The sequence below is a fragment of the Nocardia terrae genome, assembly GCF_009760405.1.
GTDB classification, from domain to species: domain Bacteria; phylum Actinomycetota; class Actinomycetes; order Mycobacteriales; family Mycobacteriaceae; genus Nocardia; species Nocardia terrae.
This window is the reverse complement of record NZ_WRPP01000002.1, coordinates 601,062-623,668: the sequence shown is the minus strand read 5'-3', so window position 1 is coordinate 623,668 and position 22,607 is coordinate 601,062. Positions and strand designations below refer to the sequence as shown.

Annotated in this window: 24 protein-coding genes; 15 read left to right on the top strand and 9 right to left on the bottom strand. The window is 69.0% G+C overall.

Annotated elements, in window-relative coordinates; all coding sequences use genetic code 11:
* The first annotated feature begins 10 nt into the window (after positions 1-10).
* Positions 11-346 carry a nitroreductase/quinone reductase family protein gene (locus GPX89_RS12805; protein ID WP_157387674.1) on the top strand — a complete coding sequence of 112 codons (336 nt, stop codon included), beginning with the start codon at positions 11-13 and terminating at the stop codon, positions 344-346.
* A 195-nt stretch (positions 347-541) separates the two neighbouring features.
* On the opposite strand, the gene GPX89_RS12800 is transcribed toward GPX89_RS12805, so the two are convergent.
* The 5 genes from GPX89_RS12800 to GPX89_RS12780 form a co-directional block, all read right to left on the bottom strand.
* Positions 542-1,516 (bottom strand): alpha/beta fold hydrolase, encoded by a 975-nt coding sequence (locus GPX89_RS12800; RefSeq protein WP_157387673.1) that lies wholly within the window; start codon positions 1,514-1,516, stop codon positions 542-544.
* Positions 1,517-1,713: 197 nt separating this feature from the next.
* Complete coding sequence (locus GPX89_RS12795) at positions 1,714-2,280, bottom strand: neocarzinostatin apoprotein domain-containing protein (protein WP_157387672.1); 567 nt, start codon at positions 2,278-2,280, stop codon at positions 1,714-1,716.
* A gap of 7 nt (positions 2,281-2,287) precedes the next feature.
* Positions 2,288-2,698 (bottom strand): neocarzinostatin apoprotein domain-containing protein, encoded by a 411-nt coding sequence (locus GPX89_RS12790; protein WP_157387671.1) that lies wholly within the window; start codon positions 2,696-2,698, stop codon positions 2,288-2,290.
* An 8-nt stretch (positions 2,699-2,706) separates the two neighbouring features.
* A complete protein-coding gene (locus GPX89_RS12785; protein WP_157387670.1) occupies positions 2,707-3,309 on the bottom strand; it encodes a neocarzinostatin apoprotein domain-containing protein in 603 nt (200 codons plus the stop codon).
* Entirely contained in the window at positions 3,306-4,454 is a 1,149-nt protein-coding gene (locus tag GPX89_RS12780) for a hypothetical protein (protein WP_157387669.1), read from the bottom strand. The genes GPX89_RS12785 and GPX89_RS12780 overlap by 4 nt, the downstream gene beginning before the upstream one ends.
* A 252-nt stretch (positions 4,455-4,706) precedes the next feature.
* On the opposite strand from GPX89_RS12780, the gene GPX89_RS12775 reads away from it, so the two are divergent.
* The 8 genes from GPX89_RS12775 to GPX89_RS12740 are packed head-to-tail and all read left to right on the top strand — an operon-like array spanning position 4,707 to position 12,383.
* Positions 4,707-6,353, top strand: coding sequence for a nitrilase-related carbon-nitrogen hydrolase (locus GPX89_RS12775; RefSeq protein WP_157387668.1), 1,647 nt, complete (start codon positions 4,707-4,709; stop codon positions 6,351-6,353).
* The gene (locus GPX89_RS12770) at positions 6,350-7,156 is read left to right on the top strand and encodes an oxidoreductase (RefSeq protein ID WP_157387667.1); all 807 of its coding nucleotides are present in this window, start codon (positions 6,350-6,352) and stop codon (positions 7,154-7,156) included. Before GPX89_RS12775 ends, GPX89_RS12770 begins: the two co-directional genes overlap by 4 nt.
* 4 nt (positions 7,157-7,160) lie before the next feature.
* Positions 7,161-8,102: an alpha/beta hydrolase family protein gene (locus tag GPX89_RS12765; RefSeq protein ID WP_198347385.1), complete on the top strand. Its 942-nt coding sequence runs from the start codon at positions 7,161-7,163 to the stop codon at positions 8,100-8,102.
* Positions 8,103-8,112: 10 nt separating this feature from the next.
* Positions 8,113-9,255 carry an aromatic ring-hydroxylating dioxygenase subunit alpha gene (locus GPX89_RS45860; RefSeq protein WP_328601772.1) on the top strand — a complete coding sequence of 381 codons (1,143 nt, stop codon included), beginning with the start codon at positions 8,113-8,115 and terminating at the stop codon, positions 9,253-9,255.
* Positions 9,230-9,919, top strand: coding sequence for a hypothetical protein (locus GPX89_RS12755; RefSeq protein WP_157387666.1), 690 nt, complete (start codon positions 9,230-9,232; stop codon positions 9,917-9,919). The genes GPX89_RS45860 and GPX89_RS12755 overlap by 26 nt, the downstream gene beginning before the upstream one ends.
* Positions 9,916-10,833: a hypothetical protein gene (locus GPX89_RS12750; protein WP_157387665.1), complete on the top strand. Its 918-nt coding sequence runs from the start codon at positions 9,916-9,918 to the stop codon at positions 10,831-10,833. Before GPX89_RS12755 ends, GPX89_RS12750 begins: the two co-directional genes overlap by 4 nt.
* Positions 10,830-11,624: an SDR family oxidoreductase gene (locus GPX89_RS12745; protein ID WP_157387664.1), complete on the top strand. Its 795-nt coding sequence runs from the start codon at positions 10,830-10,832 to the stop codon at positions 11,622-11,624. Before GPX89_RS12750 ends, GPX89_RS12745 begins: the two co-directional genes overlap by 4 nt.
* 15 nt (positions 11,625-11,639) lie before the next feature.
* Positions 11,640-12,383: a maleate cis-trans isomerase family protein gene (locus GPX89_RS12740; RefSeq protein ID WP_157387663.1), complete on the top strand. Its 744-nt coding sequence runs from the start codon at positions 11,640-11,642 to the stop codon at positions 12,381-12,383.
* A 298-nt stretch (positions 12,384-12,681) separates the two neighbouring features.
* Here the strand turns inward: GPX89_RS12740 and GPX89_RS12735 are convergent, their stop codons facing one another.
* A complete protein-coding gene (locus GPX89_RS12735; protein WP_157387662.1) occupies positions 12,682-13,575 on the bottom strand; it encodes a DUF4437 domain-containing protein in 894 nt (297 codons plus the stop codon).
* 81 nt (positions 13,576-13,656) lie between these two features.
* Here GPX89_RS12735 and GPX89_RS12730 point away from each other — a divergent pair, with 81 nt between their 5' ends.
* The gene (locus tag GPX89_RS12730; RefSeq protein ID WP_328601771.1) at positions 13,657-14,226 is read left to right on the top strand and encodes a TetR/AcrR family transcriptional regulator; all 570 of its coding nucleotides are present in this window, start codon (positions 13,657-13,659) and stop codon (positions 14,224-14,226) included.
* Positions 14,227-14,266: 40 nt separating this feature from the next.
* Positions 14,267-15,010, top strand: a complete 744-nt coding sequence (locus GPX89_RS12725; protein WP_157387661.1) for a maleate cis-trans isomerase family protein — start codon at positions 14,267-14,269, stop codon at positions 15,008-15,010.
* Positions 15,011-15,086: 76 nt separating this feature from the next.
* Here the strand turns inward: GPX89_RS12725 and GPX89_RS12720 are convergent, their stop codons facing one another.
* Entirely contained in the window at positions 15,087-15,914 is an 828-nt protein-coding gene (locus GPX89_RS12720; RefSeq protein ID WP_198347384.1) for an HpcH/HpaI aldolase/citrate lyase family protein, read from the bottom strand.
* Positions 15,915-16,127: 213 nt separating this feature from the next.
* Here GPX89_RS12720 and GPX89_RS12715 point away from each other — a divergent pair, with 213 nt between their 5' ends.
* The 3 genes from GPX89_RS12715 (at position 16,128) to GPX89_RS12705 (ending at position 18,865) form a co-directional block, all read left to right on the top strand.
* Entirely contained in the window at positions 16,128-17,081 is a 954-nt protein-coding gene (locus tag GPX89_RS12715; protein ID WP_157387660.1) for an alpha/beta hydrolase, read from the top strand.
* A gap of 159 nt (positions 17,082-17,240) precedes the next feature.
* Positions 17,241-18,335 (top strand): YihY/virulence factor BrkB family protein, encoded by a 1,095-nt coding sequence (locus tag GPX89_RS12710; RefSeq protein WP_235947095.1) that lies wholly within the window; start codon positions 17,241-17,243, stop codon positions 18,333-18,335.
* Positions 18,302-18,865: a type 1 glutamine amidotransferase domain-containing protein gene (locus tag GPX89_RS12705; RefSeq protein WP_157387659.1), complete on the top strand. Its 564-nt coding sequence runs from the start codon at positions 18,302-18,304 to the stop codon at positions 18,863-18,865. The genes GPX89_RS12710 and GPX89_RS12705 overlap by 34 nt, the downstream gene beginning before the upstream one ends.
* A gap of 503 nt (positions 18,866-19,368) precedes the next feature.
* On the opposite strand, the gene GPX89_RS12700 is transcribed toward GPX89_RS12705, so the two are convergent.
* Both GPX89_RS12700 and GPX89_RS12695 read right to left on the bottom strand, forming a co-directional pair.
* Positions 19,369-20,394 carry a methyltransferase gene (locus tag GPX89_RS12700; protein ID WP_157387658.1) on the bottom strand — a complete coding sequence of 342 codons (1,026 nt, stop codon included), beginning with the start codon at positions 20,392-20,394 and terminating at the stop codon, positions 19,369-19,371.
* 71 nt (positions 20,395-20,465) lie between these two features.
* On the bottom strand, positions 20,466-20,927 hold the full coding sequence (locus GPX89_RS12695; protein ID WP_235947093.1) for a cupin domain-containing protein: 462 nt from the start codon (positions 20,925-20,927) through the stop codon (positions 20,466-20,468).
* A 388-nt stretch (positions 20,928-21,315) separates the two neighbouring features.
* Between GPX89_RS12695 and GPX89_RS12690 the strand changes: the two genes are divergently transcribed.
* A complete protein-coding gene (locus tag GPX89_RS12690; RefSeq protein ID WP_157387657.1) occupies positions 21,316-22,590 on the top strand; it encodes an extracellular solute-binding protein in 1,275 nt (424 codons plus the stop codon).
* Positions 22,591-22,607 lie beyond the last annotated feature (17 nt).

Genomic DNA, 22,607 nt, shown 5'->3' with positions numbered 1-22,607 from the left:
TCGTGTGTTCATGCGTACCCGCGTCATGCGCACGTTGGCGAGATACAACCGGTACGTGACCAACCCCGCCGTCCGCTTCGCGACCGCCCGCGTTCCCGGATACGCCAACGTGATTCACACCGGTCGCCGATCCGGTCGCCGGTTCCGGACCCCGGTCGGCACCACATGGCACGGCGATGAGCTGCACGTGGCGGTCAACTACGGCGACCACAGCGACTGGGTACGCAACGTCCTGAAATCCGGCGCCTTCGAATTGGAGCACCGCGGCACTCGGATGCGGATGACCGAGCCCTATCTGACCGCCATCGACGGCCGCACCACCCTCGTCGCCACCGTTGCGCGTTGACCGGCCGCCTCGGAGCCCGGACGGGACGTAAGCCAGACCTTCACCGCACCGGTTCGAAAACGGCGAGATCGATCGTGGCCGTACCGAAACGGTCCGGGCGGCATCATCTCTCACGCCGGGGAGCGCGATTCGGTGCGGGGCCGCACTCACGCACGGTCCCGCACCTTCCCGCTCGGAGCGGATCGCGGTCGCCGATCAGGGCAGCGTCGTGATCGTGCCCGCCGAGATCAATCCCTGGTAGTAGCTGCCCCCGGGGTAGAGGTCCGGGGTCTTGGTACCGGCCACGAAGTCTCCGGCCCAGCCGACCGAGAGATGTTGCAGGGCATCGACGTTCTTGGCTTGCGGCGTGCCGCAGGCCACCTTGTCCGGTGTGGGTGCGCTCGCGCCCTCGACGTCGATGTGGGCGCCGGAGGTGAGCCGGACGCCCAGGAACGGCCGGTGCAACTGGTCGATCATCACCTGGGTGCCGGCGCCGTCGCGGTTGCAGGCGTAGGGCGGGGCGGTGATGCCCAGGATCGGCAGGGTGGTGTTGTCCAGGTGGTTGAGCGCGGTGCTCAGGTTGTTGCCGATGAAGCTCTTCACCGGGTCGTAGAGGATTTCCCCGCGCAGGTTGGCGAAGGCGCTCGGATAGTCCGCGCGCAGCTCCTGGGTCACGTACGGCACCGCCTCGCCACCGGCGGAGTGCGCGGCGAAGACCCAGGCGGTCGGCAGCGCCACGTCGGTGCGGCCCGCTTTGCCGCGGGCGTCGGTGAAACTCCGACCGAGTTTGTCGCCGAGGTCGCCGGACTTGCCGAACAGATCGGCCACATTGTGCAGGAAATCGGTGTTGTTGCCGAGATTTTCGAGAGTGCAGCCGAAGAAGTTCGCGGTGGGCAGGGTCGGCGCGAAGACCAGGAAGCCCTGGGCGGCGAATTTGCGGGCGGTGTCGTCGACCGAATCGTTGGCACTGGCGAAACCGTGCTGCAACCAGACCAGCGCCTTGGGCGTGCCGGACGGGAAGTACCAGTTGCTGCTCTGGTGCAACGTGGTGAAGGCGCAGCGGATGTCGACGGTGTTCGCGACGAATCCGACGGCACTGTCGGCGTTGGCCATCGGTACTGACGAAGCGACATAGGCGGAGACGGCGAAGACGGCCGAAACCGTGGCCGCCAGCAAGCGTCGAATGATCAAGAGACTTCCTTTGTTCCTCATCGAGAAACGATGTTTCGTTTCTGAGGGATCATTAGGCGACTCGCTCTCCAGCAAGTCAACAGTCTGAAACAACATTGCGTAACATTTTCCTGTGGCGAATTATGCTGCCGCGCAGCACAAATGGCCGGTCCAGCGGACCGGCCAAATGCGCCATCACGCCGAGGGCTTTCGCCGCCCTATTCGCGCCGAGACCTCACGCGCAGCAACAGGTAGGCCAGCGCGGCCGCGAGCAGCACCACCACGACCACCCCGGTGACGATCTCGGCGAGGTGCGAATCGCTCGAATTGGACTGCTGGGCAGCGGGTTGCGTGGTCGGGGCGCCGCCGAAGGTCAGGGGCACCGAGGTGATTATCGCGGTGGGATTGGTGAGGCTGGTGACCGCGAGGGTGCACGCACCCGGCGCGGACGTGCAGTCGATGCCGCCGACCGAGGCGGTGAGCACGATGGTGCGGCCGCGTTGGCCGGGCTGCCAGACGCCCTGGGCGTCGGCGTTGCCGAGCAGGGAGCGGTCCAGCTGGCAGTCCGACGGGCTGGTGACGGCCGGTTTGCATTGGCCGATGGCCACACTGGGCAGGTTGGCGGGCAGGCCGTCGAGGGCGATGGTGATCACCTCGCCGACGCTGACCTCACCGGCGGGTGTCGGGTGCAGCGCGGGCGCGGCGGTGGCGGACGGGGCGGTGGCCAGCAGCGCGGCGGCCGTGACCGCCGCGCCCGCCACACCACGGAGGATGTCGCGTCTCATGGGTGCGTCATCCGAAGCTGAGCGGCACCGAGGCCAGGATGTTGTTCGGATCGGTCAGGCTGGTGACCGAGATGGTGCACGCGCCCGCGGCCGCGGTGCAGTCCACGTCGCCGATCGAGGACACCAGGGTGATGCCGCCGCCCGACCAATTGCCTTGTGCGTCCGCGGTTCCCAGGAGTGAGCCGCCCAGGTTGCAATCCGACGGACCGGAGATCTGCGCCTTGCACTGGCCGACCGCCACCGACGCCAGGTTCGGCGCGAGTCCGCTCACCGAGACGCTGATGGTCTGCCCGGCCGAGACGCCCCAGGTCTGACTCACGTCCACGGAGGCCGCCTGCGCGCTGGTGGCGCCGCCGAACAGGGCGAGGGCGGTCAGGCCGGTGAGCACCGCGCCCCCTCGAGTTCCGTATCGAAACATGGTGTTCCTTACCTTTCTTGCTGCCTGCGCCGATCGGCGAAGGCGATTGCGGCGACGATGACCAGCAGTCCCGCGGTCACCGACCACAGCGCCGTGGAGGGGCCCCGGGTATCGGTGGACGCCACCGTCGCGGAGGTGGGCGGGGGCGGCGTGGCCGCCGGTGGGAGCCGCGCGCCGGCGAACGACATGGTCACCGCGGCCGAATTGGCCTGGATGACCGCCGCCGGTTCGGTGCCGGGCAGCGGTGCGGCGGCCACCACGCATTGCTGACGGGTGCAGTCGATTTCCTTGAACCGCGCGTGCAGCGTGAGGGTGAGGGTCTTGAAACCGCCCTCCCCGTCGATATTGACGAAGGTCGCGCCGCCGTCGAGGTCGCAGTCCTTCAGACCGTTGGTGAACCCCTGCTTGCACAGACCCACCGCCACGGCCGCCAGCCCGGGTTGAAAGCCGCTGCCGCTCACCGTGACTCGCTGCCCCTCGGCCAGGTCCGTGGTCGCGCTGAGGTGCAGCGCGGCGGGTGCGCCGGGATCGGCCGCGGCGAACGCGGCCGGACCGGCCAGTGCGGCGGCCAGTGCGAGAGCGGCACGGCCACGCGTCCAGGCGTGGATCATCGGGTGCCTCCTTCCGTCGAGAACTGTTCGGGCGCACGCCGATCCGCCGCCCCGGTGGCACCGGTCGCGGGCCGGTGCGAAGCGCCCGGGCGCGCAGTCACCAGACGCGTGGCGGTCAAGGCGGCCGCCAGCACCGGGATGGCGAGCATCGTCAGCGCGAACCCGGTTCCCCAGAGTCGACCGGCGCCGGCGGCGGCACTCAGACCGGACCCCGCGCCCAGCGCGAGCGCGAGCCCGGTCAGCGCGGCGGCGGTCCACCGCTCGTCGACCGGAATGGATCGGCGTGCAGTCGAATCGGTGGCCGCCATCGCACCCACCGCCGCCGCGACAGCGACCGCCACCCCGGTCGTGGCCTGCCATGCGCCGGGCGCGGTGGCGACCAGCACCGGACCTCCCGCCGCGAGGATCAGCCACGCCGCGGGCGCGCTCACCAGCAGGTCGCCGACCAGCGCCGCACCGCAGGCCGCCGTCATGGCGAGGGCGAGCCGTGCGGGTTGATCGACATCGAGCACATTCCACCGGAACAGCAGCAGATGCAAGGCGGGCAGCACCGTACCGCCCGCGACGAAACCGATTGCACCGTAATGGATCAGCGATCGGCGCAGCCGCCGCGCGCCGGCTCGCAGCCCGCCATCGAATCCGGCGCTGGAGACCGGATTCGATACAGACGCAGCCGATCCCGCCACCGCAGCGATCCCGCCCGCGATGGCCAAGGCGAGGCCCGGCCGTTCGAAGAATGCCGTCGCGCCGACCGCTCCGGCGAGCGCGCCCGCCGACATGGCCGCATGGAAGCCGCGCACACTCGCCTCGGCCAGTGTCGCCACCAGCAGCGGCCCGGCCGCCGACCCGGCCACGAGGACACCGGCGGTGAGGCCCCACATGGTCGAGATCAGCCCGGCGGCAACCAGTCCCGCGCCCGCGACCAGCGCCGCGAGCCCGCCGCGCCGTACGGAGGACAACAGCCGCCACCGGTGCGCGGGCAGGATCACCGCGCAGCCGAGCACCAGTGCGGTGAGCCCGATGTAGCCGACGACCGCACCGGGCATTCCGGTGGCGCCGCCGAGCGGTTTGCACAGCAACGCGATCTCGATTCCGGCGGCGGGACCGGCCGCCGCGGTGGCGATCAGCAGGAGCAGTCGTCCCACGCGCCTCACCTCCACACCTGTTTCGCAGAAGGAAACACGGTTTCGCAGTTGCCATATTGAACCGTCGCCGACGATGGGTGTCAAGCGCGAACGAGCACGTAACCGCCTGGAAACAGCCACTTTTGGCACACCGCCGCGCCTCGGCGGGAAATCTTCGCCGCCCACTGGACAGATTCCGGCGGCCGGTACAGAATCGGAAACGGAAACAGTGTTTCGATCTACGAAACGCTGAGGATCAGGAGGTGCGCGTTCATGACGCGAGTCGCCGCCGCCCAGCTCGCCGCCGGCACCGATGTCGCGGCCAATCTCGAGACCTGCGTGCGCATGATCGACGCCGCGGCGTCCGACGGCGCCGAACTGCTGGTGCTGCCCGAGTTCTGTAACCACCTATCGTGGTACACCGACCGGTCTCACGCGCGGCGAATGGCCTGCCGGCTCGGGGATTCCTTCCTCACCGCCGTCGCCGAGCGCGCCGCCCGGCACCGCATGTATGTGAAGATCGGGGTCACTCTGGCCCGCGCCGAGGGCCGCACCACCGCGACCAGCCTGCTCTACGGACCCGACGGCAGCCTGCTCGGCGAATCCGACAAGCAGATCCTCATGGGCGCGGAAAACGACCATCTCGACCGCGGCGACACCGATTCCGAGGTCGTCGACACCCCGCTGGGCCGCCTCGGCCTCTACGCCTGCATGGAGGGCGTGATCTGTGAGGTGCCGCGCTCGCTCGCGGTGCGCGGCGCGCAAGTGCTGCTCAACAGCCTCAACTCCTTCGCCACCGATGAAGCGAGCCTGCACATTCCGGTGCGCGCCGCGGAGAACAAGGTGTGGGTGATCGCCGCCAACAAGGTCGGCCCGCTGCTGCCGGAGGACCAATTGCCCGCCATCGCCGCGAAATTGGGCGTGCCGGCCGATCGGCTGCACGGGGCGGGCGAGAGCCAGATCGTGGCCCCGGACGGCACCACCGTGGCCAAGGCTCCCCCGAGCGGCGAGGCCCTGGTGGTGGCGGATATCGACATTCGGCGCGCCGACGACAAACACCGGCCCGACGGCACCGATCTGCTCGCCGCCCGCCGTCCCCGGCTCTACAGCCCGTTGCTGACCGCGGCGAGCCCCGTGCGCACCGCCGCGGCGGCCCAGAGCCAGCGGGTCGCGGTGACGCTGCCCGATACCGATCTCATCGCCGAGACCGCCGCGGCCGGTGCGCAATTGATCGTGGTGCCCGAATCCCTCTCGCAGCCCCTGGCGGTCACCGCGGTGGTCGCGGCGCTGCGGGGTTCGCGCGCGTACGCGGTGCTGACCGTCGGATCCGGGGGTTCACATGTGGGACTGCTGGTCAACAGCGAGGGCGTGCGCGGCCGGCAGGCCCAGCTGCATCGCACCCGCCGCTATCCCTGGCTCACCGAGCTCGGATCCCGGCTCGAGGTCTTCGAGACGCCGTGGGCGCGGCTGGCGCTGGTGATCGGCGACGACGCGCTGTTCCCGGAGACCTTCCGGCTGGCCGCCCTCGCCGACGCCGATGTCGTGGCCGTCGCGCACACACCCGCCGAGCCCTGGGAGCACCGGCTCGGCCTGCCCGAACGCGCGGCGGAGAATCGGCTGAACATCGTTGCCGCGGGCCTGGATCCGGCCGGCGGGCTCGCCGCCGCGGTCTACGCGCTCAGCCCCGACTTCACCCTCTGGACGCCCTGGCAGGGCCCGTTCACCGGTGTCATCAGTCATCCGGAGGTGAGCGCGGCGCCGCCGGGCGCGGACCGCCTGATCGCCACCGTCCGCCCGGCGCAGGCGATCAACCGCCGAGTCTCGCGGGGCACCGATCTGGTGGCGGGGCGACCGCCCGCCGCCACGGCCGCCCTCACCCGCGAATCCGTCACCGCCACAACAGAACCGGAGCTGCCATGAAGGAAACCCTCCAGCACGTCGAGCAGATGGTCGACGAGAACCCCCGAACCGACGTCACCGAAACCTTTCGGGAATGGCAGGCGCTGCTGGCGCGGCTGAAGGCGCGCATCGAGGCGCGGTTCGAACTCACTCGCGATCCGTCGACCGCCGACCTGGACTCCTACGGCGGCGAGGGCGGTCCGTCCGGCAGCCTGGCCGCCTACACCGGTCCGGAGATCGACTGGCTGGTGCACTCCTGGATCGGTGATCCCGCAAGCGGTTTCGTCAACATGCATCTCACCGCCTGGCTGGGGCCGCAGGTGCGGGTGCCACACCTGGGTTCGGCGCTGCTGCTGTGGCCGGAGGGCTGGTTCTACGTGGACGGGGTGCCGCGCGGCGATCTGGTCGGCGACGGCGACTACTACGACCGCTATTACGCCGACGCCGACGCCGCGTGGCTGACCTTCAAACAGGACCATCCGGACTTCACCTGGTTCACCAGCCGCACCGGATTCATCCGCGCCAGCCTGTCCCCCACCGCCTACTGCTACTCGTTCCCGCCGACCCGGCCCAATCTCGACACCGTCGCCGAGCTGCTGACCGCGAAGGTCGAGCAGTGGCTGGGCTGGGTGGACGACGCCGACACCGTCCCCGAGCCCGAGCGCGCCGAGCTGGCCGCCCGCGATCTGCGCGTCCGCCGCAATATCGCCGAGCGCGATCCGGCGAACGTCATGGGCGAGCGCATGTTCGGGCCCGAACTCACCGCGCGCCTGGTGCGCGCGCTGTGGGGCGGCGACCGCGTGCTGCCGCGACCGGTGGGGTGACCCGATGAGCCTGATTCGTTCCCTGTGGTGGTCGGTGCGCACCGACGGCGAACCGCCCTTCGACACCGCACATCTCAAGGTCTACTACCCCGCCGTCGCCTCGGGCGACGACGCCGAGCGGCTCACGGGCGTCTTCGCACCCGATCCGGCCGGTGCGCCCTACCCGGTGGTGGTGTTCCTGTCCGGGGTCAATGTCGCCCAGGACGCCTACCGGCGTTTCGCCACCGAGATCGCCGAATCCGGTTTCGTGGTGGTCACTTTCGACCGGGTGGCGGACCTGTTCGGCGGGCAGCGCGGGCTCACGCCCGGCGTCGACCTGGCGGCCGCGCGGCCCGACGCCTACGGCACCCGGCCCACCTGCCCGACCATTCCCGCGGTACTGGCGGGGCTGGCCGAACTCGACACGCTCGAACCGCTGCGCGGGAGCCTGGACCTGGACCGGGTCGCGCTCGGCGGTCACTCGGCCGGGGGCACCGTGGTGCTGCAGTCGGCGCGCTATTTCCCTTCGGTGCGGGCGGTTTTCGCGTGGGGTGCGCACACCATGGTCGCGACCATGCTGGGCTGGGATCCGGGCACCGTACTGCCCGCGCAGGTGAACTGCCCGGTGCTGCTGGGTGTGGGCACCGACGACGGCGTCATCCGGGGCAGCGCCGACCGCTACGGCGAGGGCGAGGACCGGCCGGATCCGGTGCAGCGCACGTTCACCGAGGCGCTGCCCGACGGCGAGCATCTGCTCGCGGTGGTGCCCGGGGCCAACCACTTCGCCATCGCCGACGCCGACCCGACCGCCGCGCGCGCCTTCCTGGACGGTCCCGGCAATACCGACGCCCGCGCTCGATTCGCCCACCTCACCACGCTGTTCCTGCACACCCACCTGCGGGATTCGCACACCGCCCGGGACGAACTGGCGGGCTTCGACGACGGCATGCTGCTGAAGCGGCGCTGAGGAGATCGCAGTGCTCAAGAACTTCTGGTACGCCGTCGAATTCTCCGGCCGCGTCGGCCGCGAACCGCGCAAGGTGACCTGTCTCGGCCAGGATTTCGTGCTCTACCGCACCGCGTCCGGTGCGGTGACCTGCCTGTCGGATCTGTGTGTGCACCGCGGCGGCGCGCTGTCGATGGGCAAGGTCAACGGCGACTGCATCACGTGCCCGTATCACGGCTGGCAGTACGACGCCGACGGGGTGTGCGTGCGCATCCCGGCGAACTCCCCCGAGCGCAGCATCCCGCGTAAGGCACGGGTGGACGCGTATCCGACGCTGGAGCGCTACGGCATGGTGTGGGCCTTCCTCGGCGACCTGCCCGAGGCCGAACGGCCGCCCATCCCGGAGATTCCCGAATGGGACGATCCGGCGTTCCGCGCGGTCGAATACGAGATGGTGGTGGACGCCAACTACGAACGCACCTTCGAGAACGTGGTCGACGCCTCGCACACCCCGTTCGTGCACGGCACCGCCTTCGGCAATCCCGACAAGCCCGAGATCCCGGATTTCCGAGTGCAGCAGACGGACTGGTCGGCCGAGGCCGATATCGAGCTGAGTCCGCCGCCACCGAAGGGATTGTGGGGGCTGCTGTTCCGGGGCAAACCCCGGCCGGAGTACGTGACCGTCACCAACGCCTGGTATCTGCCCAATATCGTGAAGCTGCATGTGCGGCTGCCCATCGGTGACCTGCTGCTCTACGACTTCAACATTCCGCTGTCGCAGGACCGCACGCTGGTGAAGATTCTCGGCTTTCGCAATTTCTTCACCGGCGGCTGGGCCGACGCCAATACCCGCAAGCGCATCGAGAAGATCCTGTTGCAGGACCGTCCGGTGGTGGAATCCCAACGGCCGGAACTGCTTCCGTTCGACCTGTCCGACGAGCTGCACGTGCGCAGCGACGCCTTGCAGGTCGCCTACCGCCGCCGGCGCACCCAGCTGATCAAGCAGGGCTGGTGGGTCGGCGGCGACGACGTCATCACCGGCGACGCGCCACGACGCACCGCCACCGTCATCGCCTCGCCCGCGCGCCGCGACAATCCCGAACTGGCCAGCGCCTGGGTGCACAAGGCCCGCAATGGAGGACAACCGCATGACCCTGCCGGCAGCGCTCAGTGAGCGCACCCTCGACACCCTCTCCAGCACACTGGGTTCGACCGTCGCCGAGGACGTGGCGTTGACCAGCGCGATGGCACCGGATCCGGTGGGCAGGCTGCGTGTGCTGCGCGGTGGCCCCATCGACAAGGTGGTCACCGTCGATCTGGTGGTGCCGCCCATCGGGCTGGACAGCCACATGATCTTCGCGTTCACCGGAAGCGATTCGGCCGTACCGCATTTCACCCTGGACTCGGTGTACGGCGGCGAGTACTACGCCATGCACCTGGATCTGATCCCGCGCGCGGACCTGGCCGTGCACCTGGACTATCTCGACGCCGCCTACCTGCCGTTGACGCCGCTGCTGGACGCGGCCTGGCAGCTCGAGGGGGTGTCGGCGGCGGCGATCGGGCCGCGGCAGCGGGCGCTGATGTCACCGTGGATGCTGGTGTGCCGGGCCGACGAGTCCGCCTTCGGCGAGCTGGGCGGCACCGTGGACGCGTACCTGCGGCACTGGCTCGCGCTGGTGGACAAGGGCGTTCCCGCGGTGGACACCGATCTGGCGGCACGCGACCGCGTCAATCGGGCGAACCTGTTCAGCCCCCGGATCGATCCCGTGTGGGAACAGGTCACCCGGCTGCTGGGCAGCGAACAGTCCGAACGCGTCCGCGGGGAGCTGGAAGCATGAGCGTGCAGGCGAAACCCAGTGTGTTCCAGGAACGCATCGCCGGGGAGTGGGTGGGACGGCCCTCCCTGTTCGACGCCGAGGGCGTGTGGCTCGGATTCGAGGACATTCGCCGCTCGTCGGTCTTCGCGAACGGGGACATCACCTATGTCATGGACGGCGGGCTGAGCGGCGGTGGGAAGCTGGCCGGGCGGTTCGCGCTCGGTGCGCCGTTCGCGTTCGGCGTGCTCGATCGCGACGGGGACCGAATCTACACGGGGCCGGACTTCTACGGGTCCGGGCAGCCCTACGGCGGATTCGTGGACGCGCACTATTACGGGCCCGGATGGCAGGTCTCGCTCGACACCTGGAACCAGACCCTCGGCGACACACAGGCGTACTCGTCGGTGCTGTATCAGGGACCGGCCGTGGTCGGGGTGTTCGACGGTGTGTACACCCGCGATCCCGCACTCGTCGACGAGCGCGTCGCCACCGAAACCCGCTGCGGTGCGGTGACATTCACCCTGCCCACCAAGGACGAGAGCCGTTTCACCGGCGACCTCGAGGTATGGACCGCCGATCAGGTCGACATCGGCAAGACCCGGATGTCGCTGACCGTCGACCCGCTCGGACTGCTGACGGCCGAACATCACCTGACCATGTCCGGGGTGCTCGAATCCGACGTGCGGACCACCGTGCGCCGCGACGGAGCGCGCTCGTTCCACGAAGGCCCCGACATCTGGGGCAATGGGCAGGCTTACGGCCGCGCCCATTTCGTGCGCCTGCACCAGACCGACGGGCGGCGGCTGGTGGGACGCGAATTCATGCTCGACGCCGAACCGGGGATGGGGCCGGGGTCGCGAATGGCCGTGGTGTATCAGCTGTTCGAGCGCAATCGGCTGACGGTGGTCGTGCACGGCGTCCTGGAGCGCGAATGAGCGCGGGCGCGCGCACGGTCGTCATCACCGGCGGCACCCGCGGCATCGGGCTGGGGATGGCGCGGGCACTGCTGGCGGACGGGCATCGGGTGGCGGTGTGCGGCACCGATATCGAGCGCATCGAGCAGGTGCGCGCCGAACTGGACGGGCCCGCGCTGGTCGTGGCCGCCGACATCACCGACCGCGACCAGGTGCGCGAGCTGTGGGACGCCGCGGTGCACGAGTTCGGCGGCGTGGACGTGTGGATCAACAACGCGGGCGTCTCCCATGCCCGCACCCCGCTCTGGTCGCTGTCGGCGGCGGAATTGCGGAAAGTGGTGGACACCAATCTGATCGGTGTCGCCAATGGCTGCGCGGTGGCCATCGCGGGCATGGCCGCAGCCGGTGGCGGGCACGTGTGGAACATGGAGGGGCTCGGCAGCGACGGCCGCTCGGTGGCGGGCCTGACCGGGTACGGGGCCACCAAACGCGCGGTCACCTATCTCACCGAGGGGCTGGCCAAGGAGATGCCCGCCGGGGTGTCGGTCGGGCTGCTCAGTCCCGGCATGGTGGTGACCGACCTGCTCACCCACGGTTACGGCGACGACGCCGAACTCGCCAAGGCGCGCAAGGTGTTCAACATTCTGGCCGACCGCGTCGAGACCGTCACCCCGTGGCTGGCGCGGCGGGCGGTCACCGACACCCGCAACGGCGCACGCGTGGCCTGGCTGACACCCGGCAAGGTGATGCGCCGCTTCGCCGCCGCCCCGTTCCGCCGCCGCGATCTGTTCGCTTCCCCCGAATCCGACTGACCGACAGGAGATTCCATGCCCGACGTGCTGGGCTGGCGCGCCAAGTTCGGCGTGCTCGCGCCCTCCACCAATACCGTCGTGGAACCCGATTTCGCCCGCATGGGCGTGCCCGGGGTGACCGCCCACTTCGGGCGCATCCACATTCGCGACCAGAACATGAGCGACGACGCGGGCATGGACCGGCTGCTCGAGCAGATCCGTGCCGAACTGTCCGCCACCTGCGAACGGGTGCTGACCTGCGAACCCGACTACATGGTCATGGGCATGTCGGCCGAAACCTTCTGGGGCGGAGTCGAAGGCAACCAGCGTTTCGTACGCCAGATCCAGGACGCCACCGGACTGGAGGTGGCCACCGGCGCGGAAGCCTGCCGCCGCGGGCTGGAGCTGTACGGAGCCGCGCGCATCGGCGTGGTCACCCCGTACCAGCCGGTCGGCGACGAGAACGTGGTCCGCTTCTTCGGCGAGCTCGGCTTCGAGGTCAAGGCTATCCGCGGCCTGCGCTGCCCCACCGCGGTTTCCATCGCCCACGTCACCGCGGCCGAATTACGGGCCGCGCTGCTCGAGGTCGACGACGACGGCATCGACGCCCTGGTCCAGTGCGGCACCAACCTGTCCATGGTCGGCCTGGCCGACGAGGCCGAACGCTGGCTCGGCAAACCGGTGCTGGCCATCAACGCCGCCACCTGGTGGATGGCATTGCGCGACAACGGCATCACCGACCGCGTCGAGGGCGCGGGCAGCCTGCTGCGCGACCACTGAGCCCGCGCGGCGAGGTTCGATCCCCACGACCGCCGATCGGCACGCCCTCGACAGCAACTCGCGTCCGGTCGGCCCGTCGCGGCACCCGCGCCGTGTCGGCCCGTCGCGGCACCCGCGCTGCGTCGGCCCGTCGCGGCACCCGCGCTGCGTCGGCCCGTCGCGGCACCCGCGCTGCGTCGGCCCGTCGCGGCACCCGCGCTGTGTCGGCCCGTGGCGGCTGGCCGACGCCACGGCAGCCCCGTCCCGGCCGACGCGAGCCGTGGTCGGCCGAGACGGGGCGTTGCGCCGCCGCCCGGAACTACTGGTGTGTCGGATCCGCCCATTCCCCAATGGATTTGGAGCGGACCGGGGTGATGAAGCGGGGTGCGGCGGTGTTCGGGAAGCCTTCGCCCCAATTGGTGGGGTCGCCGGTCATGACGACCTTGGCGTTGTCGGTGTACCAGTCGACGAGGTCGGCGTCGGAGCGGACGATCCAGGTGCAGCCGCGTTCGGCGTCGGCGGTGAAGTCGCCGTGGCGGATGAACGGCGGCCGCCAGAAGTACGCGCCCGGCCACATGGAGCCGAAGTTGTATTCGAAGCCGCCGTCGAGACAGTACGCCTCCTCGCTGCACGGGTGGTGGGCCAGCGGCATTTCGCGCCAGCCGGGCTTGGCCTTGATCAGGCGCGTGTAGAAGCCGGTCTTCTCGTCGCGGTGCAGCAGCTTGATGTAGAGGCCCGGGACAGGGGTGCCGCCGAGGTCGAAGCGCATGGGGCTGCCGTCCTTGACGTCGACCCACGGCATGGCGGCGGAGTCGTGGACGACGAGTTTCTGGTCGGGACGGACGAATTCGCGGTCGGCGCCGGCGGGTTCGAACTCCCAGCCGCCCCGTTCGCGGAACAGCAGGATCTCGGTACCGGCCGCCACTCGCAGGGGCGGGGTCCACACGCCCGCGGGGGCCATCCAGAACCCCTCGGGCCCGAGTACGGTGTCGCCGACGGTGATCTCGCCCGCGAGCACGAACCATTCGGTCTCGGCGGTGTGCACGCCCGCCGGTCGGGACCAGTCGCTGGTGAAGCGGACTTTCAACGAGGCCGAGCCGTCCTCCTCGTCGTAGCTCAGATTGCGTTGCTCGGCGGTGCCTTCGGCGTGGGTGAACTCGGCGACATGCCAGATGAGGTCTTTTTCATCGATGAGTTCGACATGGGGGCGCATGAATCCTCCTGCGGGACGCGAACTTTCCGATACAAAATGTAGTGCTTATCAATAACCAAAACAAGATGTATCGTTTAATCCGTGAGCAGACCAGGACGCCCGGCCGGACCCGCCGCCGAGACCGAAGAGATCGTGCTGACCGCCGCGCTGGAGTTGATCCTCACCGAGGGCGCGGCGGCGCTGACTCCGCAACGGCTGCACGGCATTACCGGCGTCGCGCGCACCACCATCTATCGGCACTGGCCGACCCCGAGAGACTTCCTCGCGGCCCTGATCGCCGTGGCGCCCCACCCGTCCCCCGAGCCGACCGGCGACGCCGTGGCCGATCTGCACGCGGAAGTCGACTCACTGTGTGATCGCCTGCGCGACAAGCCCGTCGCGGCATTCCTGCGCGCCCTGGTGACCGCCTCGGCCGCCGATCCGGCCTGCGCGGAACTGCGGCACCGCTATGTCGCCGACCTGCTCGCCCCCTTCCACGCGGCGGTGCGCGCGGCGGGCGTCGGCGAGGCGACCTCGATCGAGGAGACGGCAATGGCCATCGTCGCGCCGCTGCTGGTGGACGCCCTGTTGCTCGACCGGCCCGCCGATCGCGACCGGGCCCATCGCGCCGTCTCGGATGCGTTGTCCCGCACCGCGATCGACTCCCACTGACCACCCGACGTCAGCGCACCCCGCTATCAAGAGGAAGACGATGACCAATGCCGTAGGGACCCGCGCCGTCTTCGGCGTGATCGTTCCCAGCACCAATACCGTTGTCGAGCACGACTATTGGCGCGCGGGACTGCCCGGCATCGCCTACCGAGCCGGATCCATGTACATCCCCGATCCCGCGATGGGCGACGACGCGGACTTCCAGGCCCTGCTGGTCCAGATCCGCGCCTCGATCGACACCGCGGTCCGCGACGCCCTGACCGCCGAACCGGACCGCATGGTCATGGGCATGTCCGCCGAAACCTTCTGGGGCGGCGTCGACGGCAACGCCGCCTTCGAACAGCGCCTGCGCGACCGGACCGGCCTGCCGGTCACCACGGGCGCGAGCTCGTGCCGTGCGGCGCTGCACGAGCTGGGCTGCCGCCGCATCGCGGTGTTCTCCCCGTACCAGCCCATCGCCGACCGGGAGGTGGGCAGGTTCTTCACCGAGGCCGGGTTCGACGTCGCCGCCGTCACCGGACTGCGCTGCCCGACCGCGATGGACATCGCCAAGGTCGGGCCCGAGCGGCTGCGTGCGGTCGTGGCCGCCCTCGATTCGCCCGACGTCCAGGCGATCGTCCAGGTGGGCACCAATCTGTCCTTCGTCGCCCTCGCCGACGAACTCGAAGTTGAACTCGGCAAGCCGGTCGTCGCGATCAATGCCGCCACGTTGTGGCACGCGCTGCGCGAGCACGGCATCGACGACCGGGTCGCGGGCGCGGGCCGACTGCTACGGGAGCATTGAGAGCGATACGCGGGAACATCGCGGGCGAGCCGCCGGGCCCACCCCGGGGACGCGCCGCGGGGGTGGCCGATCCGCCTCACTCGCCGTGGGCATCGGCGAGCAGTCGCCGAGCTCGGCGCACGACGGCCTGATCCACCATGCGTCCCCGGTCGTCGAGCACGATGCCGCCGGACGCGGAATCGAAGCGGGACAACAGTTCCCGGGCACGGGCAAGCTCGGCCGCGGTGGGGGTGAAGACGGCGTTCACCACGGGCAGTTGGGCCGGATGCACACAGGCGCGACCCCGGAAGCCGAGCCGGGCCAGCGCCTCGGTCGAGGTGCGCAGCGCCCCCAGGTCGCGGAAGTCGGTGCTCACCGGGCCCAGCGGCGGCGCGATTCCCGCTGCGGCGCACGCCAATACGACCTGGGTCCGGACCGCGAGCAATTCGGCGCGATCGGCCCCCGGATCGATGCCGGTGTCCGCGCACAGATCCGCCTCACCGATCTGCAGGCGGGCTACCCGCGGCCCGGCGGCGATGGCACGAGCGTCCAGAATCGCGGCCGCGCTCTCGAGCAGCGGGCAGATCTCGATCCGCGCCGGACCCGGCTCGCAGGCGTCCAGGATCGCGGAGGCGGCGCGGACCTGCTGGGGCGACTCGGTTTTCGCCAGGCAGACCGCGGCCACGGCCGGTAACGCCACCGCGCGCAGATCGGCCTCGACGTCCTCGACGTTGACCCGCACCCAGATGCGCGGGCGCGCCGCCGGGACGGTGCGCAGCCACCCGGCGATCTCGGCGCGCGCGGAATCCTTGTCTCCCAGGGGAACCGCGTCCTCGAGGTCGAGCAGCACGACATCGGCCGGACCGGCCAGCGCCTTGTCGAACAGTTCGGGACGGTTACCGGGGACGTAGAGCGCCGATCTCACCGGGGCGTCTCCTCACTGCGGAGCCTCCGCCGCACGCGATTCCAAGTGAAACATTGTTTCTCTCAACGAAACATAACCTCGATACAGTGGCTGCGTCCAGCAGTTGTCCCAAAACGATCGTGCACGGCAGCGAAGCAACTATGGTCACTGGGAGCACTGAAAGAAACGCTATTCCGCCAAGGGAAACAGCGTGCCCTCCCCATTGGAGTCACGATGAGCCTTCGGGGTTCTACACTGACCGTCCTGGCCGCCGCGTGTACCGCCGCCGTCGCCGGAATCTGCCCCGCCGCAGCCGAATCGCCGGTCCTGCCCGGCACGATCGACCTACCGTGCGCGACCTCGACCCTGCGTCAGACCGTCGACTGGTACCTGCCGGCGGGCGCGCCACGCGGGTTGGTCTGGGTGCAGCACGGCTTCGCTCGCGCGAGCGAGAACGTCGCCGCCCTGTCGGAATCCCTCGCCGCCGCAGGCTATCTGGTCTTCGCGCCCAGCCTGCCGTTCCTCAACCTCGATGGCTGCACCCTGCAGAACCTCGGCGACAACACCGCCTTCCTCGACCAGGTGGCCCGGTTGTTCGCCACCGCGGACGATCCGTCCGGCGCACTCACCCGGAGCCTGGCCGCCGCGGCCGCCCGCGCGGGACGCACCGCCCCCGAACTTCCCCGGCGATTCGTGTTTCTGGGCCACTCCGCGGGCGCGGAGGCCGTCGAGTACGTCGCGCACCGGCTGCACACCACCGCGCCCGCCATCTGGCCGCGGGTCCGCGGCCTGGTCCTGCTCGATCCGGTGAAGTCGTTCCTGGGCAACAACACCGACGTCGCGCTCACCGACCTCGACCCGACCGGCCTGCCCATCCTCACCATCTCCGGCCCGCCCTCGCTGTGCAATGCCCTGGGATCCGGCACCGCCGCCCTGCAAACCCTCCTGCACCGCCCCTTCGTCGGTGTCCGCCTCCCCACCGGCGAGCACACCGACGCCGAAGGCGACAGCTCCGACCTGGTCGGCGAATTGTTCTGCGGGATCCCCCAATCGGCGAATGTCGCCGCCGTCCGAGACCTGGCAACCGATTGGACGAACAACTTCCTCACCGACACTCCCACCCCCGACCTCTACTCCCTCACCCCCACCGCCGCCACCCTCGGACTCCAATCACTGGCCGGGGCGTGAGAACTCGACCGGCCCCTTGTCACGCTCGACAGCCCACGCACGGTGAGTCGTTTCCATGGAAGCCCGCGGGGTAGGCAGTGGAAGGACCGACAACACAAGACCGATGCCCGGCGCGGCGACGTACCCCGCCCAGGCCAGTGAATCCTGCGACGGCTGCCATTGAATACGAAAGACCTCGAGGCCGAAGAGTCTCCCACCGAACCCACGGACCTGAGCCGCCATTCCTGGTGGGGTGTGCTGCGGCGATCCGCCGCGAACTCCAACGCCAACAACCTGACCGATTGGGCTGCGGCGTTGACCTATTACAGTGTGCTGTCGATATTTCCGGCGTTGATCGTCGTGACCGCTCTACTCGGGCTGCTCGGTCCTGCGGCGACCCAGTCGTTGATCGACACCGTCCGCTCGATCGGGCCCGGCAGCGGCACCGATCTCCTGGTGAACGCGATCCGGCAACTCCAGAGCTCACGCTCGCTGTCGGGCGGTGTGGCCATCGCGGGTCTCGGCGTGGCACTGTGGACGGCGTCGGGCTACCTCGGAGCCTTTATCAGAGCGGCGAATTCGATCTACCGCACGCCCGAGGGCCGGCCGATCTGGAAGACACTGCCCCTACGTGTGGGGCTCACCGCGCTCATGGTCGGCATCATCGCGGTCTGCGCCATCGGCATCACGTTCACCGGCTCGCTGGCCGGACGGGCCGGCCGCTGGCTGGGATGGGGATCCGGTGCGGTCACGACCTGGGAGATCGGCAAGTGGCCCGTGCTGATCGTCCTGGTGGCCCTGGTGATCGCCCTGCTCTACTGGGCCGCGCCGAACGCACGCCAATACGGATTCCGATGGCTCACTCCCGGAAGCGCTCTGGCGGTGCTCATCTGGATTGCCGCCTCCGCCGGATTCACTCTCTACGTCGGCTTCTTCGGCAGCTACAACAAGGTGTACGGCTCACTCGCCGGCGCGGTGGTCTTCTTGGTCTGGCTGTGGCTGACCAACCTCGCGATTCTGCTGGGCGCACAATTCGACGCCGAACTCGCCCGCGCGCGCCGCATCGAACAGGGCCGACCCGAAGACGCCGAACCCATCCTGCCCCCTCGCGAGCGATCCGATACCGACACCTGGACCAGGAAGCCGTCGGCAACGCCGGTTTCGGCCGCGCTTCGCCGGGCATTCGCAGGCTGTGGCGACAGTCATCGCCCCGCGACGAGGCATCACCGACAGGAGCCGACATGCCAGGACAACTCGACGGAATCCAGGTCGTGATCATCACCGGCAACACCGGCGTGGAGCACGACGAACTCGTTGTCCCCCGCGACCGACTGCGTGAGCGCGGCGCGCGAGTCGTGCACGCCGCGGTGAAATCCGAACCCGTGCAAACCTATCGGCACGACCTCGAGCCGGCCGAGACCATCGACCCGGACACCACCCTCGACGGCCTCGACACCGCCGAGATCGACGTCCTCGTCATCCCCGGCGGCACCGTCAACGCGGACCGGCTACGCACCGACCCACACGCGTGCGCCCTGGTGCGCGCGCTCACCACCACCGGTGTACCCATCGCGGCCATCTGCCACGGCCCCTGGCTACTGGTCGACGCCGGGGTGATCCCGGGCAAGACACTCACCTCCTACCCGTCGCTCCGCACCGACATCGCCAATGCCGGCGGATGGTGGGTCGACGACGCGGCCGTCCGCAGCGACGAGAACAACTGGCCATTGATCACTTCCCGCAACCCGAGCGATCTGCCCGCCTTCGTCGACGCCATCACCGAAGCCGCGACCGGCTCCGGATGAGCTGGCTGAGCTCGCGCTTCGCACCCCATGCACGGCGAGGACGCCGGCGATCCTGATCAAACCGCCCGTCATCAGGTACCGGGCGACGAGCGACGAGGCTCCGCCGGACCAGTGCACGAGTGCGGTTCGACCAGCGGAACCCAGGCCACCGCCGAGCAGAGCGGAGGGCAGCAGCAGGATCTGGGCGGGCAGTGTCGCGCGTTGCAGGACGGGTTGGGCGATGTGCAGTGTGTCGAGTCCGTAGGACAGCACGAAGGTGATGAGGGTGAACGTCATCATGGTCAGTCCGGTGTTGGTGGCGGCCACGATCACGATCCGCCGCCACGCCGACCGCCATACCTGTAGCCACGGGCGGCGGGCCAGATCGTCTTCGTCCCTTCGGGTTTCGAACTCCGGCGCCTCCGGCAGGGTTGCGCACACCAGTAGCGTCACCAGCGTCGGCACCGCGCTGAGCAGGAACGGCACCCGCCATCCGCGTGGTGCGCAATGCCTTTCAGATTGTCTCAGCGCAGCGTGGCTTCGAGAATCGAGAAGGGGCTCGGCGTGGCCACGATCCGGTCGACCGTGAAGCCCGCGCCGTCGAGCAGTTCGCGGTATTCCTGCTCGCCGCGTTCCTTTCCGGTGACCATCCCCAGCATCGTCAGATCGATCGCCTTGGTCAGGTGCGGCGTGTCGCCGGCGGGCACCATGCCCTCGATGACGAGAAGCCGTGCTCCCGGCGACGCCGCGGCGGCGATGGAGGCCAGGATGCGGCGGCTCGACGCGTCGTCCCAGTCGTGCAGGATGTAGCCGAGGACGTAGATGTCGGCGGTCGGCACCTCGGCGAAGAAGTCGCCGGCGACGACCTCGACACGCTCGGCCAGGCCCGCGGCCGCGATGGCCTTCTCGGCTTCGGGCGTGACGTTGGGCTGATCGAAAACGATGCCCTGCCGGTCGGATTCGCTGCGTGTCAGCAATTCGACGAGCACGCTGCCGTCACCGCCGCCGATATCGGCCACGGTTCTGCCCGCCGGGAGGCGATAGTCGTCGAACATGCCGGTGCGCAGGCTCGACGTCACTTCGGCCATCGCCCTGGTGAATTGCGCCGCCCGCTCCGGATCGGCGGCCAGCCAGGTCAAAATCGGCTGACCGTAGTATTTCTCGGCCGCGGGCTTTCCGCTGCGCACGCCGTCCAGCAGCTCACTGAACGGAAGGTAGTGGGTCTCCATCCACATGCACGCCATGTCGTAGAGCGACCGCGTGTGCGTCTCCGACAACGTCGCGCCCAACGGCGTGATGCCGACACGATCGTCATCGGTGGCGAACAACCCGAGCGGCGCGAGCGTCCGGATCAGGCGGCGCAGCGCCTCGGGCTGCGCTCCCGTACGCCGCGCGAGCTCGGCGACCGGCTTCGGGCCTTCCTGGTCGAGAATGGTGGCAATCCCCAGCTTCGCCACCACATAAGCTGCTTGGGACGTCTGGAAACCGGCCAGGATCTGCATCATCACCGCGGTGGGCGGCAGCTCTGGAACGGTCGTGGTTTCGGGCATGACTGATCACTCCGTATCGAGCCGGGCAAGGCCCGGCGTCAGTTGGTTTCGCCCCGGCGCAGCGACTGTTCTTATTGCGCGCATTCGGGGGCAGGTGCGTCCTCCGACAGCGGACTGTGGGACGGCAGGGTGTAGAGCACGTCCAGCACCAGGGGCTCGGATCCCGAGTTCCGACCGATGTGAACGTAATCGGGGCTGGCGTTTTCGACCAGCGACTCGCCCGCGTGGTAGACGCCGTCGAGGGCGCAGTCGGCTTTGTAGTGCGAAAGGACACCGCTGCGTACCACGCCGTAGACGAAGCCGTCGTGGAAATGCCAGCCCGTGGATCCGCCCGGCGCGATGGTGATTTCGCGGAGAATGTAGTCGGTGCCGCCGATGCTGGTCTGACCGAGAATCGTGCCGGTGACGCCATCGGCGGGTGAGGCGGCGGCCGGATTCGCCATCGCGACCGTCACACCGAGGGCCGCCAGTCCGGTAATCGCGACATGCCTCCCATATCGAGGCGAGTTCCGTACGGCCCGACTTGATTTCATGAACTCCTCCTGATGCTCAGCACGGCGCGATCGCCTGAATCGAGTCTCGATCGGCGAGAACGCCTGCGGCATCCGTCAACTGACGCTGCGAGTTACTCAACATCGAGCGGCGGAGGTTACGATCCGCGCCTTGGCCTGCCGAGCCGCCCGACCGGTCTCGGGCCGTCGGCGTCCGGCGATCAGCATCAGCGAGAACCCGGCCAGGGTGGCGAACGGGATCGAGGAGCGGCCGTCCGGCAGGTCGCGGTTTCCACCCCGCCGATCAGCCGGACTCGACCGCCGTTGAGCCGGTGGAAGTTTCGTCATTGTGGTCCGAGTCACTCCGATGCTAGCTTGTGTCGAAGCGCTTCGATAGACACATTCTCGCAACTCTGCGAAGGGTTCACTCATGAACAAGGCCCTGGCCGCGCTGGCCGTACTCCTCGCCGGCGTGCTGGCCCTCACCGCGTGCAGCGGATCATCGTCCAACGACAAGGTGCTGCGGATCTGGCACTACGAAGCGGCCAACAGCGCAATGGGTTTGGCGTGGGACCAGGCGATCAAGGACTTCCAGGCCGCGCATCCGGAGATCACGGTCCGCTTCGAGTCCAAGAGTTTCGAACAGGTCCAGAAGACCGCGCCGATGATCCTCAACTCCGCCGACGCCCCGGATGTGATGGAGTACAACAAGAGCAATGCCAGCGCCGGGCTGCTGGCGCACAAGGGGTTGCTCACGGACCTGACCCCCGCCGTGCAGAAGTACGGGTGGGACAAGTCGCTGACCGGGCCACTGGCCGTGACCGGACGCTACGACACGGCCGGTGTCATGGGTTCGGGCAACTGGTACGGCATCTCGGACTACGGCGAATTCGCCATGGTCTACTACAACAAAGACCTGTTCGCGCAGAACAACATCCCCGTGCCGACCACCTTCGACGAATTGGTCCGGGCGATGGACGCGTTCGTGGCCAAGGGCATCACACCGTTCGCGAACGCCGGGTCGGAGTACGTCGGGCACGAGTACCTCTACCAGCTGGCCCTGACCAAGGCCGACCGCGCCTGGGTGGACGCCTACCAGCGCTACACCGGCAAGGTCGATTTCCACGACCCGATCTGGAGTTACGCCGTCAACACCTTCACGGACTGGGTGAAGAAGGGCTACATCGCCAAGGATTCCGCGGGGCTGAAGGCCGAGGACGCCGGAAACGCGTTCGAACAGAAGAAGTTCCCGATGATCCTGTCCGGCAGCTGGTGGTTCGGGCGGTTCCAGAAGGAGATCACCTTCGACTGGGGGACGTTCCTGTTCCCGGGCAGCAAGCTGATTCCCGGCTCGGGCGGAAACCTGTGGGTGGTGCCGAAGAAGTCCAAGCACAGCGAACTGGCCACCGAATTCATCGATTTCACCATGCGCAAGCAGGTCCAGAACCTGCTGGGCAACAACGGCGGCGTGCCGATCGCGGCCGATCCGGCCGCGATCACCGATCCGAAGTCACAGCAGCTGATCAGCACGTTCACCGGTCTGAGCGCCGCGGACGGCCTCGCCTACTACCCGGACTGGCCCGCCGCGGGTTTCTACGACGTGCTCTCCACGCAGGTGCAGAAGCTGCTCAGCGGCAGCGCGTCGGCTGACCAGGTGCAGTCGGATCTGCAGAAGGCCTACGACTCCGGCATCCCGAAGCGCTGATCACGCGCGGCCCCGAT

Bases quoted from the DNA above. Each gene is read 5' to 3' on its own strand.
- GPX89_RS12715 (WP_157387660.1), top strand. From the start codon at position 16,128: ATGAGCCTTCGGGGTTCTACACTGACCGTCCTGGCCGCCGCGTGTACC.
- GPX89_RS12750 (WP_157387665.1), top strand. From the start codon at position 9,916: ATGAGCGTGCAGGCGAAACCCAGTGTGTTCCAGGAACGCATCGCCGGG.
- GPX89_RS12775 (WP_157387668.1), top strand. From the start codon at position 4,707: ATGACGCGAGTCGCCGCCGCCCAGCTCGCCGCCGGCACCGATGTCGCG.
- GPX89_RS12790 (WP_157387671.1), bottom strand. From the start codon at position 2,698: ATGTTTCGATACGGAACTCGAGGGGGCGCGGTGCTCACCGGCCTGACC.
- GPX89_RS12735 (WP_157387662.1), bottom strand. From the start codon at position 13,575: ATGCGCCCCCATGTCGAACTCATCGATGAAAAAGACCTCATCTGGCAT.
- GPX89_RS12765 (WP_198347385.1), top strand. From the start codon at position 7,161: ATGAGCCTGATTCGTTCCCTGTGGTGGTCGGTGCGCACCGACGGCGAA.
- GPX89_RS12755 (WP_157387666.1), top strand. From the start codon at position 9,230: ATGACCCTGCCGGCAGCGCTCAGTGAGCGCACCCTCGACACCCTCTCC.
- GPX89_RS12745 (WP_157387664.1), top strand. From the start codon at position 10,830: ATGAGCGCGGGCGCGCGCACGGTCGTCATCACCGGCGGCACCCGCGGC.
- GPX89_RS12705 (WP_157387659.1), top strand. From the start codon at position 18,302: ATGCCAGGACAACTCGACGGAATCCAGGTCGTGATCATCACCGGCAAC.
- GPX89_RS12700 (WP_157387658.1), bottom strand. From the start codon at position 20,394: ATGCCCGAAACCACGACCGTTCCAGAGCTGCCGCCCACCGCGGTGATG.
- GPX89_RS12725 (WP_157387661.1), top strand. From the start codon at position 14,267: ATGACCAATGCCGTAGGGACCCGCGCCGTCTTCGGCGTGATCGTTCCC.
- GPX89_RS12690 (WP_157387657.1), top strand. From the start codon at position 21,316: ATGAACAAGGCCCTGGCCGCGCTGGCCGTACTCCTCGCCGGCGTGCTG.
- GPX89_RS12740 (WP_157387663.1), top strand. From the start codon at position 11,640: ATGCCCGACGTGCTGGGCTGGCGCGCCAAGTTCGGCGTGCTCGCGCCC.
- GPX89_RS12805 (WP_157387674.1), top strand. From the start codon at position 11: ATGCGTACCCGCGTCATGCGCACGTTGGCGAGATACAACCGGTACGTG.
- GPX89_RS12770 (WP_157387667.1), top strand. From the start codon at position 6,350: ATGAAGGAAACCCTCCAGCACGTCGAGCAGATGGTCGACGAGAACCCC.
- GPX89_RS12695 (WP_235947093.1), bottom strand. From the start codon at position 20,927: ATGAAATCAAGTCGGGCCGTACGGAACTCGCCTCGATATGGGAGGCAT.
- GPX89_RS12795 (WP_157387672.1), bottom strand. From the start codon at position 2,280: ATGAGACGCGACATCCTCCGTGGTGTGGCGGGCGCGGCGGTCACGGCC.
- GPX89_RS12785 (WP_157387670.1), bottom strand. From the start codon at position 3,309: ATGATCCACGCCTGGACGCGTGGCCGTGCCGCTCTCGCACTGGCCGCC.